At 50.9% G+C, this 18,278-nt stretch carries 10 protein-coding genes; 7 read left to right on the forward strand and 3 right to left on the reverse strand.

Features of this window, described 5'->3' with window-relative positions:
• The first annotated feature begins 129 nt into the window (after nt 1-129).
• A complete protein-coding gene (locus tag IE055_RS12035; RefSeq protein WP_189401416.1) occupies nt 130-2,805 on the forward strand; it encodes a glycoside hydrolase family 16 protein in 2,676 nt (891 codons plus the stop codon).
• Nucleotides 2,806-2,863: 58 nt separating this feature from the next.
• Here the strand turns inward: IE055_RS12035 and IE055_RS12040 are convergent, their stop codons facing one another.
• A complete protein-coding gene (locus IE055_RS12040; RefSeq protein WP_189401419.1) occupies nt 2,864-4,051 on the reverse strand; it encodes a helix-turn-helix domain-containing protein in 1,188 nt (395 codons plus the stop codon).
• A gap of 352 nt (nt 4,052-4,403) precedes the next feature.
• On the opposite strand from IE055_RS12040, the gene IE055_RS12045 reads away from it, so the two are divergent.
• The 5 genes from IE055_RS12045 to IE055_RS12065 all read left to right on the forward strand — a co-directional run bounded on the left by IE055_RS12045 (nt 4,404) and on the right by IE055_RS12065 (nt 12,314).
• Nucleotides 4,404-7,274, forward strand: coding sequence for a TonB-dependent receptor (locus tag IE055_RS12045; RefSeq protein ID WP_189401422.1), 2,871 nt, complete (start codon nt 4,404-4,406; stop codon nt 7,272-7,274).
• Nucleotides 7,275-7,457: 183 nt separating this feature from the next.
• On the forward strand, nt 7,458-9,005 hold the full coding sequence (locus tag IE055_RS12050) for a tryptophan halogenase family protein (RefSeq protein ID WP_229794271.1): 1,548 nt from the start codon (nt 7,458-7,460) through the stop codon (nt 9,003-9,005).
• Between the two features lie 29 nt (nt 9,006-9,034).
• A complete protein-coding gene (locus IE055_RS12055) occupies nt 9,035-9,757 on the forward strand; it encodes a SapC family protein (protein ID WP_189401428.1) in 723 nt (240 codons plus the stop codon).
• A gap of 20 nt (nt 9,758-9,777) precedes the next feature.
• Nucleotides 9,778-10,788: a cupin-like domain-containing protein gene (locus IE055_RS12060; protein WP_189401430.1), complete on the forward strand. Its 1,011-nt coding sequence runs from the start codon at nt 9,778-9,780 to the stop codon at nt 10,786-10,788.
• A 35-nt stretch (nt 10,789-10,823) separates the two neighbouring features.
• Nucleotides 10,824-12,314 carry a tryptophan halogenase family protein gene (locus IE055_RS12065; RefSeq protein WP_189401433.1) on the forward strand — a complete coding sequence of 497 codons (1,491 nt, stop codon included), beginning with the start codon at nt 10,824-10,826 and terminating at the stop codon, nt 12,312-12,314.
• A 4-nt stretch (nt 12,315-12,318) separates the two neighbouring features.
• Here the strand turns inward: IE055_RS12065 and IE055_RS12070 are convergent, their stop codons facing one another.
• Entirely contained in the window at nt 12,319-13,329 is a 1,011-nt protein-coding gene (locus IE055_RS12070) for a cupin-like domain-containing protein (protein ID WP_189401437.1), read from the reverse strand.
• 183 nt (nt 13,330-13,512) lie between these two features.
• On the opposite strand from IE055_RS12070, the gene IE055_RS12075 reads away from it, so the two are divergent.
• Nucleotides 13,513-14,853 carry a malectin domain-containing carbohydrate-binding protein gene (locus tag IE055_RS12075; RefSeq protein ID WP_189401440.1) on the forward strand — a complete coding sequence of 447 codons (1,341 nt, stop codon included), beginning with the start codon at nt 13,513-13,515 and terminating at the stop codon, nt 14,851-14,853.
• Between the two features lie 86 nt (nt 14,854-14,939).
• Here the strand turns inward: IE055_RS12075 and IE055_RS12080 are convergent, their stop codons facing one another.
• Nucleotides 14,940-18,185 carry a di-heme oxidoredictase family protein gene (locus tag IE055_RS12080; RefSeq protein ID WP_189401443.1) on the reverse strand — a complete coding sequence of 1,082 codons (3,246 nt, stop codon included), beginning with the start codon at nt 18,183-18,185 and terminating at the stop codon, nt 14,940-14,942.
• Nucleotides 18,186-18,278 lie beyond the last annotated feature (93 nt).

The following is an 18,278-nucleotide window of genomic DNA, read 5'->3' on the forward strand; positions in this document are numbered from 1 at the left end:
ATTATCAAATTGGGCTGCACTAAATTAATAGTCATAAAGCGCCGCCAGTAATCAGCTTACTAAACGTCGAAAGGATTACCGATAAGAGCGCATGACTAAAATAAACAGCAACCATAAAGGAGAACTCACATGTCGAATCACCATTCGATGCGCCGTCGTGCAACCCTGCTCGCTGTCAGCGCACTAACTCTACTAACAAGTGGCTACAGTCACGCTCATCAATCCGAAGATTACCAATACTGGAAGCAAAGTCTGCGTCACGAATTTATGCTCTTGAAGCAAGGTTGGCGACCCGTCTGGCGGGATGAATTTTCTGGTCGTAAAATCAAACAGCGAAACTGGTCTCACGAAGTGAATTGTGTCGGCGGTGGTAATAATGAGAAACAGTGTTATACCGACCGCCCCGAAAACTCGTACGTGAAACACGGCAAGCTGCATATCGTGGCCCGGGAAGAAACCTTTAGCGGACCGGGACGTTATGACGACGATCCAAATTATGATCCCACGGACCAATCCGTCACGTTGCCGTATACTTCTGCGCGCCTGAGAACCAAGAATAAGTTTGACTTTAAATACGGTCGGGTTGAGGTTCGTGCCAAACTCACCGGCGGTCAGGGTATGTGGCCCGCGGTATGGATGCTGCCTACCGACAATGTCTACGGTGGATGGCCTAATAGCGGCGAGATCGACATTCTGGAAGCCGTTAACCTCGGAGTCTGGCCAAATGAAGTGCATGGCACACTGCATTACGGTCTGGCATGGCCACAATGGGAAAACCATGGCCAAACGTTGACGACCGACTTCAACCCAGCCGACGATTTTCATGTGTATGCGTTGGAATGGGAGGAAGGTGAAATCCGCTGGTACGTGGATGGCAAACATTATCAAACTCAAACGGCGGAAGGCTGGTACAACTATATTTGGAAAGGGCAAACCGAAGGGTTTGATGTCGCCAACTTTAATGCGCCGTTTGATGAAAAATTCCACTTAATTATGAATCTTGCCACTGGCGGCGACTGGCCTGGCAGCCCAGACACGAACTGGGCTGAGGACCGAGAGTTAGTGGTGGATTACGTTCGAGTCTATCAATGCAAACCGCGGCGTGGATACTGGTGGTTCGGCCACCGTCCCAACAAGCAAGATTGCGCAACCGTTGATCCGGATGTTGTGGTCAACTCCGACGCTGGTGCACCCGGCGTAAACGACTATCTAATCTATGACGATGGCGTTGAACCAGTCGAACTCGAACACAATGGTGCCAGCGTGACACAAGCCACTAACCCTGGTAGCTGGGAACTCGACCCAGGCACGGTATTTTTGAACGAAGTCGTGTTGGGCGACGAACGCGGCAACGTGCTTGATGTGCTCTTCAATGGAACCGGCAACGTGTTTTTATCCGCACAGAATATGGACCAAGCGCCCGAGTTCGACACCGGAGTACAGTTGACTGGTGGCGCCGGTTGGACCAACTATGGTGAAATTGAATTCAAACTGCGCGTGTTGGATGCCGCAGCCGACAGCCAATTCGTAGTGAAACTTGATAGCGGCTGGCCTAATCAGGGCCAGGTCGTGATCGATACCCCACCGAGCGGCGAGTGGCAGCAAGTGAAAGTAAAAGTGTCCGACTTGCTGGCCAACCCGAACCCTGACGGCGGCGGCGTTAACCTGAGCAATATTCAAAACTTGTTTGTACTCGAATACACAGGGACCAACGCCAGCATACAAATCGACGACATTCGTTTGCAATGTGCGATTAATACCGAGCCCGAAGTTTGGCAGCAAGATCAACTCTGCGGTATGTCACCTAAGGCAGCGCCACTGGTGCCTGTAGGGGACACGCTGGACATTTACAGTAATGGGATCACCTTGTGGCCGATTTACGACTGTTGTGGTGGTGTCGTAATTGCCGAGATCAACGACAATGGTGATAAGCAATTACAGTTCAGCTACGATAATGACCCCAACACGAATACGGTGACATTCTTCCAATCAGCCAGTCCTGCCGACTTGTCGAACTTTGCCGGTGGTACGCTGGAGTTCGATCTTCAGGTCTTGGCTCAACCAGGGAATCCAGCCGCAGATCCATGGATGATGAAAGTGGACTGTGTCCATCCGTGCAGTACCGGCGACATTCCATTGAATCAAAGTGTGGAAGGTGTGTTACCACAAACCGGCGTATGGCAACACTACACATTTAATATCAACGATCTCGTCGCTCGCGGCTTGAACCTGGCTTCGGTGGACGCCCCATTGGTGATCTTCCCAACTTGGGGCAGTCAGGATGGCGCAACCTTCAGGCTCGATAACGTTAAATGGACCAAGGGCGACGGTGCTGGCCCGCAATTGGCAACCCTGCCAGTCGATTTTGACGACACAAGTCAAATCTACAGCTTCTCTAACTTTGAAGGCGGTGTCGCCGAGGTGGTGGTCAACCCGCTGAGTAATAGTAGCAATGTAAGCGCACAAGTCGGCCGTATGTTGAAGTACAACGGCGCGGTGTATGCTGGTAGCACGCTAGCACTTGGCGAGTCGATTGATTTCTCACAAGGCACCACGATCACCATGAATGTGCTGGCGAATCGTTCAGTGCCGGTGTTGTTTAAACTAGAAGGGCTGAATGTCGAACTGAGTCAAACCTACTCCGGTTCTGGGGATTGGGAGCAACTGTCATTCGATTTCAGTGCTGTGGCCGGGGCCGGCGCCTCGGGCGTCACCTTAATCTTCGACCTAGGTGTCGCAGGTGATGCAGCCGGCGACCCTGGCAACTGGACGTTCTACTTCGACGATATTCAAATCGGAAACTAGACCTCACTCTGCCTTTAATGCGTGGCTTCGATCATCGTGCTGGGTGATCGAAGCCAGTTTACGCGCTTGAACTCTCCGCGGCCACTTTCTCGAGCTGCTGACTTCGATACTGCGTTGGCGTACAGCCGACCAGCTTCTTAAAAAAGGTGTTATACGTCGCCTTACTGTTAAACCCGCAATCTCCTGATATTTCGATCATGGTTTTATGCTTTTGGCTTGGATCCGCCAAGACGCGTTTTGCCTCGTCAATTCGATACGAATTCACAAACTCATAGAAGTTGGTCTTAAAGTGATGCTTGATGGTCACCGATAAGGTTCTTGGGTGCATCTCCAACTGATTCGCCAACTGTTCCAGATTCAACAAATGCTTCAAATACGGCTTTTCAGTAGCCATATGGGCCTCAATCCGTTTGGTCAAGGCGTCGTCAATCTTATATTTGTCTTCTTCCGTATGCGCTGGCTCCTCGGTGATATGCCCGTCGAACAAGGTTGAACGTTGCAGACTGAAGAACATCAGCGTAGTGATCAATGCGAAGGTGAGGTAGTTCCCCGCCAATCCGAGAGAATTAAAGATCGGGTCACTCAAATTTGGTGCAAAGTAGGTGACGATCAACACAATCACCGACCAACCGCGCACGCAGGTGAAAGCGATCACCAAAAAGCTGAGCCAACCAAAATCGATTTTCTCGATATTCGAATATCGATCTCGGATCTGTCGTCTCGCTTGACGCACGTCAATGACACACAAAACACCGAATGCCACACGCAGAATATCGCGTAAACCATTCAGCTTACCCATGATCGATGGCTGCTTAGCGCCCTCTTGTTGCTGCTCTAACAGCAGTAGTTTATCCGCCGTATCCTGCATATAAAAGGTGATCAAAATATAGACGGCAAATCCGATCGCAGGCAGTAAGTAGACATAGTCCTTACTTGACCACTTAAAGTCTCGATACAAAATCGATCGCGTGTACCACAGCAATAGCGGCCCCTCAAGCCACAGACCCAACTCGAATGCATGATAATAATTTGGTGATGCATTCAGCGCGATGTACTTAAAAACTTCGCCGTAGTTGACCAGGATATGAAACGGGATCGCGACTTGCGCCAAAAAGAAGCCGACCAAAAAATAATCACTGATCTGCCGTTCATGCTTAACGGTCAAGACCAAAACCACGAACAACAAGCTCTGAAAAGCCGTTGCCAACAGCAGCGTATCGTGAATATTGAAAATAGGAGCCGACATTGAATCCGATATTTTTATAATTATTGTTGGCGTAATTATAGTTGGTCGATCTGATTATGGACAGAATTGGTTCAAGACGGGTGGAATCAGCGTATAAATAACGGAATATGCAGTAACTTAGTCGCGTCGCCACGGAAATATTCCTAAATTAGCCTGGCATAGATGACGATGTGAATAGCGCAACAGGGTTTGGGCAGGGTCATCGCTCCACCGGGTGGCTTTTCTACGTACTACATTCGCATCCCATCTTTGTGCTTTACCACTTGTTCTCCACTGTATCTGCACGTGGGCACACGTGACAGTTGAGAAACACAAAAATTAGAATATTGTCACTTATAAAGAGAGGATAACCATGACTTCATACGTTCTTAACGGCGGCAAGACCAAGCTTGCTTGTGCCGTTTCGTCAGCGCTGTCACCGGTCTCAGCATCGCGCTCTGCGATGTTGGGTATGCTGGTGTGTGGTGCGATGATTGCGCCAGGTACGACCTTCGCTCAATCCGACGAACTAGAAACTCTGGAAGAAATCGTCGTTACCGGCTACCGCAGTAGTTTAGCACGCGCCACTGATTTGAAGCGAAACGCCAGCGGCGTCGTTGACGCGATTTCAGCCGAAGATATCGGCGTATTCCCTGACACCAACCTCGCTGAGTCCCTGCAACGTATCACCGGTGTTTCAATCGACCGTTCACGCGGTGAAGGGAGCCAAGTTACGGTTCGTGGCTTCGGCCCTGAATTTAACCTAGTCACACTGAATGGCCGTCAAATGCCAACTCATAATGGCGATAATCGTTCATTCGATTTTGCAGATTTGGCATCCGAGGGTATTGCTGGTGTGCAAGTGTATAAAACGGGTGTTGCCGACGTACCAACTGGCGGTATTGGTTCAACCATTAATATCCAGACTGCACGTCCATTAGATGCACCAGGCATGAAGTCTGTCGTGTCTTTGAAGGCGGTACACGACACGTCCACCACAAAAGGCGACGACCTGACCCCAGAAGTTTCAGGTATTTATAGCAACACATTCGCAGATGACACGATTGGTATCGCCATTGCTGGTAGCTATCAAAAACGTGACAACGGCGTCAACACAGGCACGGTAGGTGACTACAACAACTTCCCAGGAACTGCCGACCAAGATTGGGCGGCTGGTACCGCAGCATGGGGCGGCCTACCACGCGATGAGAACCAAATTAATCGTCCAGCGGATTCGGATATCTACGCAGTACCACAAAGCGTTGGTTATGAGATCGCCGAGTTCTCGCGTGAGCGTATTAACGGTCAATTAGCTTTGCAATGGCGCCCAAATGACAGCGTCACAACCACCTTAGACTATTTCTACTCAGAAGTTGATTTTGAGCGTACCTTTAACAATTACTCCGGTTGGTTCAACTTCGCTGGCGTGCAGTCTACGTACTCCGACGGTCCGGTTGCTTCACCACTGATCTACACAGAAGTTAACTCTGCAACTGATTTCGCAATGGCTGCAGGTCGCGACGGTACTCGCACTGAGAACAACTCTCTGGGCTTGAATGTTGAATGGCAAGTTAACGATAAACTGGCGTTAGAATTTGACTTTCATAGTTCAGAAGCCGAGCGCGGTGCTAGCGGAAATAACGGTACAGCGTCGCAATTGGCGATTGCCAGTTTTACCCGTCAACGCACTACGGCGTATCTGAATGGTGAGCTGCCAATCCTTGAGTTGGACTTAACTGGACCACTTAGCGCCGACGACATGATCGTGACCGGCAGCGTGTTTGATAACGAAGCGGCCAAGATGGAGATTCAACAGCTGTCGGCTGGCGGTGCCTATGAGTTTACTGACACCACATCAATCGATTTCGGTGTGCAGCTGACTGAGGTAGACAATCGATCGCAATTTTCGAACGTACAACGCGACACCTGGGGCGGCACAACTCAAGCTGGTGACATCGCTGACCTGTTAACCCCGGCATCAGCGGCTGACGCCTTTGACCAACTCTCTAACGGAAACGATTCACGTCGTCAAACCCAGTTCTTCGTGTTTGATATCGACGCGCTGATCGCGCGCACCGAAGCACTTGGTGCCACACAGTCTACCGGCGGTGATTGCGGTACTGGTTTATGCCCTAGCAGCAACTTCACGACGGACCGTATCACCGAAGAAGATTCCTCCGCAGCATACATCCAGGTTAATCTTGATCGCCAACTTGGGGATATTCCCGTCAGAATCAAAGCTGGATTACGTTATGAGGAAACCGACGTAGTCTCGCAAGCCTTAGTTCCAGTCTATGCGTCGGTGGTGCAACAAAGCGATAACGAGTTCTCAGCGATTCAAGCAGTGGATGCCAACGGCGCGGTTGTTCAGGATTTTACCCGTCTAACCGGCGAATACGACTTTATTCTACCCAACTTGGATATCCGGTTTGATTTGACCGACAACGTTGTGGCGCGGGCGTCGTATAGCGAAACAATTACACGTCCAAGCTTTGTAGACATCCAAGGCGGCCTGACGATCAATTCTTTGATTCGTGTAAGCGGTGGTAACGGCAATTCGGGCAACCCGGACCTGGATCCACTGGAGTCTAAAAACATCGACCTGTCTCTCGAGTACTATTTCGGCGGTAGTGATTACGCGTCGGTTGGCTACTTCAATAAAGACGTTAAAAACTTTATTGGTACGGCGATTTTCCAAGACCAAGTGCTGTTTCCAGGTTTGATTCATCCTGCCACAGGCGCGCCAGTCACGTTTGACGTAACTGCCCCGGTGAACAATGAAGATTCAAGCATTGATGGTTGGGAAATTGCGGTTCAAAAGACATTTGGCGACAGTGGTTTTGGTGTAATCGCCAATGCAACGATCGTGAACGGTGATCTGGAGTATGAGCCAACGAGTCTCGACACACAGTTTGTACTTCCAGGCTTAAGCGATTCTGCGAACCTGATTGGTTTCTATGAGAACGATCGCTTCCAAGCGCGCCTGATGTACAACTGGCGTGATGACTTTTTCAATGGAATCGCCGGTTCAGCAGCGGCTACACCAGGCCCGGTGAATGTCTCATCCTTTGGTCAATGGGACGTAAATATTCGCTACGTCGTGAGTGATAACTTGACGGTCTTCTTGGAGGGTCTGAATATCACAGAAGAAACAGTACGCACCTATGGTCGTGATGAACTTCAGGTTATTCAAGCGCTGCAAACCGGCGCTCGTTACAACTTGGGCGTGCGCTACGAATTCTAAACGTACCCTTCTGTGGACTGATAAATTGTAATTCAATTTAATCGCGAATCAGTCCACCTTGGCGGCGGGTTTCGACCCGCCGAGAGGATAGCGCCAAGGTAGGCCCGACTTGCCTCAGCGCTATCCTTTTTTTTAGTTCTCTTTTTATAACGATTAGCCTATTGTAGCGCTATGCATCAAACCATGAATAAAGTCGTCATCGTCGGCGGCGGCACCGCAGGCTGGTTGACCGCAGGTGTTTTAGCTGCGCGTTATCAGGCGGGCGAGCACGGTGTTGAGGTGGTTCTGATTGAATCACCGGATGTGGCCACAATCGGCGTTGGGGAAGGCACTTGGCCCTCTATGCGTGCCACACTTCAGTCAATTGGCGTGTCCGAAGCTGCGTTTATTCGAGAATGCGATGCCAGCTTTAAACAAGGTTCGTGTTTTCAAGGTTGGCGCAATGGCGGCGATAATCGTTACTATCATCCTTTCTCACTACCGCAAGGCTACAGCGAGCTTAATTTAGCGCCATTTTGGCAACCCCAAGCCGAGCAAATCAGCTTTGCCGATGCCGTTTCACAACAAAGCAGACTGTGTGAACTTGGCCTAGCACCCAAACAGGTATCGACGCCGGAATTTGCTTTTATACAGAATTACGGCTACCACCTCGACGCAGGCAAATTCGCCGATTTTTTGACACGACACTGCGTATCAAAACTTGGCGTCACCCATATTCGCGATCACGTCGTGGATGTGATACCGGACCAGAGCGGCTATATCCAAGAAATCAAAACACAGCAACACGGCGAACTACGCGGCGATATGTTCGTCGATTGTACTGGTTTCAGCAGCGTGCTCATCGGGCAGCATTATCAGGTGCCCATGCAGTCCATACAGCCGTATTTATTTAATGATCGAGCGCTGGCAGTACAGCTACCGTATACCGACCCCAACGCGCCTATTGCGTCTGCAACGCTGGCCACCGCACATTCGGGCGGTTGGATCTGGGATATTGGGTTACCTTCTCGACGCGGAGTAGGTGCGGTATATGCCAGTGACTTTATGCGCGATACCGAGGCAGAAGCGGCATTAATGACGTATCTGAGCAAACAAGTCGGTGCGACTATTGCGCAACAATTGACACCACGCACCATCAAATTTAACCCTGGTTATCGCGAACGATTCTGGCATAAGAATTGTGTCGCAATTGGACTATCTGCCGGCTTCGTTGAGCCGTTAGAAGCTTCCGCGCTGGTGATGGTGGAGTTTGCCGCCAAAATGCTGGCCGAGCAGTTACCTGCAAACCGCGAGACCATGATCATCACGGCAAAACAGTTTAATGAGAAATTTAATTATCGCTGGCAGCGTATTGTGGAGTTTCTCAAACTGCACTACGTCTTAAGCCAACGAAATGACTCGGAATATTGGTTGGCCCACCGCCAGACTGAAACAGTGCCGGACACCTTGCAAGCATCTCTCGATTTATGGCGCTACCAACCACCCTGGCATCTCGATACGCCGTATATCGATGAACTGTTCCCAGCCGCCAGTTATCAATATATTCTGTACGGTATGGGGTTTGTCACTGACACAGAAACACGCCGAATTCGACAACATGATGCGATGCAAACGAAAGCACATCAGTTGTTTCGCGAAAATGCCCAACGAACTCAACAACTCGCATCCGGCCTGCCTGACAATCGATCATTGATAGAACACATCAGGCAGTCAAAATGCGCCACACCATAACAACTAAAACAAACAATACATACAATGCTATGAGCAATTTTGAACTACTCAATCCAGCGCAACACAGCGATCTGAAGGTCATCACAGAACGCTCTGCCGACTACGGAGATGCCGTCAATTATGTCATGACGTTTCCGTTTGAATTTCGCAATATTCAGCATTGTTACCCGATCTTTTTTCAAAAGGATGCCACCAGTAGTGCGTTCTTCCCGATTGCCTTACTCGGTTTTGAGCAGAATGAGAATTTGTTCCTAGATAATCCCGGCTGGAATGCCCCGTATGTGCCGCTGATGATCCGTCGACAGCCATTTCTGATTGGCTATCAAACCGATGCAAATGATCCGAACCAACGTAATCCAATGGTATCCATCGACATGGATAACCCCAGGGTCAACGAAACCGACGGAGAAGCGTTGTTTTTGGAGCACGGCGGCACCAGTGACTTCTTGCAACAAGCCACTGAATCACTAGAACTGATCCACCAAGCACATGAACATAGCGCCAAGTTTATGGCGAAACTCGCTGAGCTCGAACTGCTCGAAGCATTTTCGATGACGGTCAAGCTAAACAACGGCAGTGAAAATCAGCTGTTGGGCTTTTACACCTTGAATGAGGAGAAAGTACAAAACTTGTCAGGTGATGTGTTATCGCAGCTCAACCAACAAGGTTTTTTGCAGCCGCTTTTTATGGTTATCGCGTCGCACTCCTGTGTGAGCGACTTAGTCGAGCGCAAGAATAAACAAGTGGCATAAAGCTACCCCAAATAGAACCAATGTCCATCGCAATCAAGTCAATTTCCGAAATCAGCGTAACGGGGGCAGATGCACTGCCAGCGTATATTTTTGACGCCAAGGAACCGCTTGTACTGCGAGGACTGGCAAGCGACTGGGAGATCGTCTCGGCCGCTCATGGTTCGGATAAACACGTCGCGGACTATCTACTGAATTTTGATCAGGGAACACCGCTTACGGTGTATCAGGGCAACCCTGAAATTAAGGGACGTATTTTTTATAACGAGTCGATGACCGGCTTTAATTTCGAGCGCACGCGACAAACCATGTCGGCGGTGCTGGCCGCCTTGTTTGCCGAAGCGGATGATGCGGAACCCAACACGTATTACGTGGGATCAACTCTGGTAGATCGATGGCTGCCCGGTTTTCGCGCTCACAATGACCTGCCTATTGGTCATCGCGAGCACCTGACCAGCCTGTGGTTCGGAAACCGCAGCCTGATTGCTGCACACTACGATGTACCAAGCAATATTGCCGTGTGTGCCGCCGGGCGTCGCCAATTTACTTTGTTTCCACCTGAACAAGCTGAGAATCTGTACATAGGGCCGCTCGATTTAACGCCATCCGGTCAGCCGATTAGTCTGGTTAATGCCGATGCACCAGAACTGGATCAGTTTCCTAAGTATCGCACGGCACTTCAGGCTGCATGTCAGGCGACACTCGAACCAGGCGACGCGATCTTCATACCAAGCATGTGGTGGCATCAAGTGAAGTCACTCGACGCCTTTAATGTGCTAGTGAACTATTGGTGGCGCGCGACACCAGCCTATATGGGCGCACCCTTGAATGCCCTACAACATGCGGTATTAAGTATTCGCGAACTACCGCCAGAACAACGCGTCGTATGGCGCGATATTTTCGAACGCTATGTGTTCGCCGCAACGGAACAGGACTGGAGCCACATTCCTAAGCATGCACGCGGCGTTCTGGACGACATTGATGAAGCGCGCGCACAAAGCATACGAGCACAGCTGCGCCGATTCCTGCAATAGGCGGGCGGCAACGATATTTAAGCAAGAGGGTTAACGTGGATTATCAGAAAATTAAACGAGTTGTTATTGCGGGCGGGGGAACCGCTGGCTGGATGGCAGCAGCATCTTTAGCCAAACTGTTAGGCAAGAATCTGGATATCTCACTGATCGAATCCGACGACATCCCGACTGTCGGCGTCGGTGAAGCAACCATTCCAACCATGCTCACGCTGCACGAATTGCTAGGCATCAATGAACGCGAGTTCATGGCCGAAGTCAACGGCACCTTTAAGCTCGGCATTGCATTCGAAAGCTGGCGCGATGTCGGTAAAGATTATATTCACTCCTTTGGGTTTACTGGTAAAGATTGCTGGGCAGCCGGCTTTCAACACTTTTGGCTCAAAGGCCAGCAACTCGGCATTGCCAAAGACTTTGGGCAATACTGTGCAGAATTGCTGGCCGCACAGCAAAATCGCTTCGCCGTGATGCCGAAAGGTGGCCTGAATTATGCCTACCACATCGATGCTGGCCGCTACGCCGGTTTTCTCCGACGTTTAGCAGAGAAACACAACGCCAAACGGATCGAGGGCAAGATTGTCAGCGTTAACCTGCACAACGAAACGGGCTTTATCGAATCATTGACACTGGCTTCGGGAAAAGTCATCGAAGGCGACCTGTTTATTGACTGTAGTGGCTTTCGTGGACTGCTGATCGAACAAGCGCTGCACACCGGCTACGATGATTGGTCACATTGGCTGCCATGCGATTCTGCTATCGCAGTACAGACCGAGTCAGTCGGCCCACCCATTCCGTATACGCGCTCGATCGCCCGTGAATCTGGGTGGCAGTGGCGCATACCACTACAAACTCGCGTCGGCAATGGCCTGGTGTTCTGTAGCCGCTATATGTCGGATGACGAAGGCATCCAACAACTGCTGGATAATATCGAAGGCAAACCGATTAACGAACCTCGTGTGATCAAATTCCTTACTGGAACGCGACGTAAGCACTGGAATAAAAACTGCATTGCGATGGGGCTTTCCAGTGGCTTTATTGAGCCGTTGGAATCCACCAGTATTCACCTGATTCAGCGCAGCATTACTCGTTTGATGCAGATGTTCCCCTACGACGGTATTCGCCAGCCCGATGTCAACGAATTCAATACGCAGATGCACGCCGAGATCATCAATATCCGCGATTTTATTGTGCTGCACTACCATGTTACAGAACGTACCGACTCGCCGTTCTGGCGCTTCTGCCGCTCGATGGATATTCCGGATTCGTTGCGTCACCGCATTGAATTGTTCAAACAAACTGGCCGTGTGTTTAAGGTGCCAACCGAATTATTTGGTGAGAATTCGTGGACACAGGTTATGCTAGGGCAGGGTTTGATGCCGGAGCAATATCATCCGATTGTTAATATGATGTCGGACGACGAGTTGAAGAACTTTCTGAACGGCATCGATCAAACGGCAAATAATTTGGTGAAGCAACTCCCGCAGCACCAGGAGTTTATCAACCACTATTGCAAAGCATCCGCGATGTGATCGCCTAAGTTAATCGCTCACGCAAGTACGCCAACACTGTTGCACGCTGATCAGCCGACATCTGGGTTGTGACATCGTGCAACGCTGGCGGTAGGTGGTCCACCGGGTCGCCTGTCTGATGGAACACAAAATAGTCAAATAACGCGCGCCAGGCTTCGCGTTGCGCTGCCGGTAAGCGCGCCATTGACATCATACTGTGCATCATACTGGCATTGGGCGATAAACCGTTTTCAACCTGTCCGCCCCACCAGTAGTTGATCAGAATGTTCAGGTCTTCCAACGCTTCGACCGCATGCCACCAGGCCGCAGGCATATAAATCGCATCACCCGGTGCAAGTTCAGCCTGCTGAGCGTTGTCTAAGGCTATTTCGAATCGAGGAAAGCGTGTTAGGTCCGGGGCACATAAATTCACCAGACTGATTGGCACACCACCAGGCGAATTCAGCATCGGCCCGACATACAGGTTTGCCACCTGCTCAGGCGGAAACAAGGTAAAACGTCGACGGCCAGCCACTACAGCGGCAATATTTAGGTCAGCGTCGTAGTGCGGTGCCACCAACGCGCGATTGCTAATCCACATGGTCGGCTTCACCGACGCTGGCAGTAAGGCCATTGGGTGCGTGTCGCGCATACCCGGAAATACGGTTTCGACATCCGCCGCCTGGATTGCGATGGCATGTGGCGCAGATTGAGTTCGCATTGCCAACAATTGATCCAACGTTGGCGCAAGTTCCGCCTGGACACTTTTAAAATTCACACCGGAAAGATCATCCGCATAGGAAAACGCACCCTGTATCTCCGGCTGACCAACCACCGTGAACGCACTGTGTTTTCCCGCATAGGACTTAAGAAAATCCACAACAGATTGATCATCTTGTTGTGATTTTTCGACAATCGGCCAGTCACCAACGAGTCCACGCATGACGGCGGGCTGCTGAATTGGCAATATTTCATGCTCAAACGTTCGCTGATCTACATTGTGCCATTCCGTGATCGGATTAAGTTTTTGATGCATAAGGACGCGCCTGATAAACAATCACAATTGGGCTAAGCATACGCCATCAGTTACGCACCTCGCGTATAAATTGCCGAATTCTAGGTTAGTTAGTCGCCGTGCAATCCAACGCTTTTTATAGTGTTGATCTGTGTGCTCACTCAGTGAGTCACTTCTGTATCCACCTATTTGGAGCTAACAATAATGACAATAAAACGATTAACTCAACGCCTAATATGTACCGGCTTGCTCACTGCCTCCTGCGTAAGTGTGGCGCAAACGCCAATCGATGAGACTGTGCAATTGGCAATCAATTATGGCGGCCCGGCGCACCATGGCGCAGATGGCATTGCCTATCAAGCCGACAATATTCATAACGGCAAGGTCGGCACAGTCGCGGACATTCGCGGCGCACAAGATCCCACCATCTTTCATACCTATCGAACTGGCGAAGTAGACCTTAGCTACCCATTAGACAATGGCGAGTACACCGTAACGCTGAGTTTTACCGAACCAGACGATGTAGCGGTTGGCGATCGCGTATTCGACGTGTTGATTGAAGGCGAGATGGTGATTCCAAACTTTGACATCTACCAGGCACGTGGCACAACCGCCAAAATGGCCGTGGTGTGGTCAATCCCGGCAGTCACAGTGCAAGATGGTCAGCTCGACATCCAACTTACAGCCGTTAAGGGAGAGCCGGTGGTGAGTGCGCTCGCCGTTCGCACGACACCACCTAAACGCGATGATTGGGAGCTGGTATGGCAGGATGAATTTGACTATGAAGGTGCACCAGACCCCACAAAGTGGACGCACGATATCTGGCCAGCGGGCAAGGTCAATCAAGAAGATCAGGCCTACACGGATCGATTAAAGAACGTTCGCGTTGAAAACGGCATGTTGGTGATCGAGGCCCATAAGGAGCAATACGACAATGCCGAGTATACGTCAGGGCGTATTCACTCTGCGGGCAAGGGCGACTTACTCTATGGGCGGGTTGATGTACGCGCCAAGCTGCCATATGGGCAAGGCACTTGGCCTGCGATCTGGATGTTGTCGACCAACCCATTCAAGTATGCAACTAATTGTAAAACTGCCGCTGAGTGGCAGGGCAATAATAAGTGCGATGCCTGGCCCAACTCCGGCGAAATTGACATCATGGAGCATGTTGGCTACGACATGAACCGGGTACATGGCACCGTACATACCAAAGCTTACTACTGGGTCATTGGTAAACAACGTCAAGCCACGATTGAAGCCGACAATGTCGACAAGCAATTTCATCTTTATAGCCTGATATGGTCACCAACGCGTATCGATATTCTGTATGACAACCAGCCATACTTTACGTACTTGAACCCGAATGAAGGTTGGGAAGGCTGGCCGTTTGATCACCCATTTCATGTCATCTTGAACATCGCCATGGGTGGCGGTTGGGGCGGCGCTGGTGGCCCTACCAATGATTCGATATTGCCAGCGCGTATGTTGGTCGACTACGTGCGCTTGTATCAATTACCGGAACACCTAACCAAACCAGCAAAATAAACCGTATAAAAAAACCCGGGTTGCACTCCACAACCCGGGTTTCTCGAGACCCCACGACTAGATAGTGTGGTGGGCTCTAGCCTCCACTACAAGGATTCCAAAAAGCGTAACAACGCGTTCTTATCGCTGGCCGACAAGGCTTGGTAATTTGCACGAGAATTCGCACCTTCACCGCCATGCCATAAGATGGCTTCTTCAATTGATCTAGCCCGCCCATCGTGCAGATACGCGTGATGCGGCGTACAGATTTCACCACCTTCCGCACCACTTGGATTGGTAACACCACCGGTGACGCAGGCGTGTAAACCAAGGCCCCATAATGGCGTGGTCCGCCACTCACGACCGCTGGCATCGCCTTCACCTAGATTATCTGCCAGGCCATCGCCCATATCGTGCAACAACATATCGGAATACGGGTGAATCGTCTGGTTCCGCGCTTCGGCCATCGGGTGATACGGGCTGGTTTGCAACGTTGGTGTATGACACCCAGCGCAACCGGTATTACTGAATACTTGCTTACCATAGACGATGGTTTGGTCTTCGAAACCCGATTCCCAACCGCGCTGCGGTCGTACACCCAAACCAGTCAGGTAAGTCACCAGCTTATCGATCTCAGCGTCCGGCAACATAGCGTTGTTGTTACTACAGCCTGACTGATTCGAACCACAATCCAAGTTTGGCATGAGCGACGTACGAACACCCATATCGGTATTCAGTGCCGACACCACTTGATGACGGATACTGCTGGTTCCGGCCTTCCAGCCAAAACGCCCGATGCGCGTGATCTGAGGATTGGCTGGATCCGCGACGCGATTTGCACGCCCTGAAATGCCATCGCCATTAACATCATTCGGATCTTCCAAGCTCTCTATCGTGGATTCAGGAATCGCCTCCAACAAACCAAGACCAACCAAACGTGGTGCGATACGCGCCGAAAAACGCGCTGGCGCGCCATTCTGGAACTGGTAGTTTGGTGCGCGTAGGCCATTTGCCACATTGGACCAGAATGCAATTGAGACTTCGCCTTCACCAGTGCCACCAACTCGGCGTGGTTGTAAGACCTTGCCGTACTGCGGATGCGGATTGCCATTGGCGTCGGCCGTTTTGAATACCCAGCGATCGAGCAGCTCATTATTTGGCGCCACTGGGGCACCACCATTACGCTCGTGGCAACCACTGCAACTGGCTTTGATGTATGGCTGACTTCCCGCTAACCCGGCTACTGTATTTAACACGCCATTTTCTGGGTCCTCATCGTGCTGACCATCAATAAATGAAGAGTGCAAAATTCGACGGCCTTCGAGGAATTTCTGACCATTCCCGTAACCGAGGTTGGTCGCCATTTGCATAAAGTGATCATTCGGCTCATCGGTGTACTGGTAATGAATGGTGGTGTTACCACCCAACCAATAAGAGGCCGGAATTTCGCGGCTGTCTTCCTGGAATTCACCACCACCCGGAACAAATTCACCGGCGTTTTCGGTGTACCACGGCACAATACCTTTACCGACGATATACAGAAAGGTGGTGCCGTAGTAATTGGCTTGGCCACGTGGGATATCGTTGCGACTGAACTGCGATATCTCGAATTCCAAGCGGTCGCCATTGCGGATCTCGCGATTGAACTGACGATTCAGATTGTCGGACTTAGTGTAGTTGTAGTACGTGCCGTCAAACCCAACGTACTGCATAATGCCACCGCCACTGTATTCAGCCACGGTATTACGTCCGAGGTACCACCAACGATTCTCAGCTTCGGAATCACTGAGCGGCCACAGGGTACGCACATTCATGGTGATGGTGTCACCACCTTTGGCTACGGTGTCAATGATTTCGATATTGCTGGCGCGGTGCTCAAAATAAAACTTGATGTAGTGATCGTAGGATTGGAACTGATCTTCTCGCGCATGGCGAGTTCGTGGTCGATCAGAGAAACGTGTTATTAGCGCGCTGCCGGTGTCGACTTGCGTGTCGGGCTCCAGCGGTGTGCTGCTGTTGTACAAGGGTGTCACGGTCGATGGTGGCGGAGTGGTCACCGGGCATCCATTTGCATCCACCTGGGTTCCTGGCGCGGTGTTGGGGCATTGATCGCTGCTGTCCGGGACACCGTCATTGTCGGAATCCGGATCGCTCGGGCCGTTGCTTAAGGTGCCGAATACGCGCATCTCAAAGATTGAATAGCCCCAATCATTCCCCGCACTGCGTGCGGTACCATACATACGCAGGTAACGATAACTGCCATTCACCGTCAGATCATCAGTACGATCGCCAACCTGACCGCCGCTGTAGGTATACAGTGGCGTCCAACTACTGTCATTGTTGGAGCCTTGAATCTGGTAGTTCGCGGCATTTGCATACTCCCAATCGATGCTCACGGCACTGATATCATAGGTTGCACCAAGATCAACTCGCAACCAACTTGGGTCTGTCTGAAAATTAGACTCCCAACGCGTGGTCGGATCGCCATCGAAGGCCAGTCCGGCGGCTTGCAAGGTGGTACTACCAATGGCAGATTTACCCAAGGCGATGTTGTTATTGCTCGGCGCCAAACTACCATATACCTTAAATTCATAGATTGAGTAGCCCCAATCATTCCCAGCACTGCGCGTGAGCCCATACATACGTACGTAGCGAAATGTGCCGCTCACCGCATGGGTGTCAGTGCGATCACCAAAACTACCGCCGGTCGCGTCATTCAGCACACTCCAATTGTTGCCGTCATTCGAGCCTTGCACCTGATAGTGCGCTGCGTTGGCTGCTTCCCAATCGATCGTGACACTCGACAGAGCATACGCAGCACCCAGATCCAACATCAGCCAACTGGGGTCGGTATTGAAATTTGATTCCCAGCGGGTACTGCCATCGCCATCAACCGCCAGTGATGCAGCTTGCAAGTTCGTGCTCCCAATCGCATTACTGCCCAAGGCAATATTGTTCCCAGATGGCGGTGGCGGCGGTGCCGCATCTTGATGCGTATAGGTTTTTACTGCGGTATCAAATGCGCCATTGGCACCCGTATCCCAGTAGGTAAACCAATACGTAATCTGATCCTGATTGTTTAAACCGCTGATATCGAGGCGGTTCACGCCATTCACAACCGGCATTCGCACATTCTGTTGTGGGCCGCTGTTAATCAGATAGTGTGCATCGGCCCAGGCCGACGTATTGATGTAGAGCTGCGCAGTGTCGCCATTGATGTGAACTGTACCGTTGTCGGCGTTTTGTGCGTGTGCTGCACTCATCGCGCATAGCAACGCAAACAGAATCGCGATTACGCGACTCGGATTGGTGCGCTGTGAGTTAGTCAGCGACTTGGATAATAAACTGATCATCGGATACTCCTGTAGGGTTGACGAGTAATCTGTGTTGCCAGTGTGTAGTGGTTGGTCGGCGCCTCAGACCATGTACCCGCCACACGTTAGCCC

The sequence above is a fragment of the Arenicella chitinivorans genome, from assembly GCF_014651515.1.
GTDB lineage: Bacteria > Pseudomonadota > Gammaproteobacteria > Arenicellales > Arenicellaceae > Arenicella > Arenicella chitinivorans.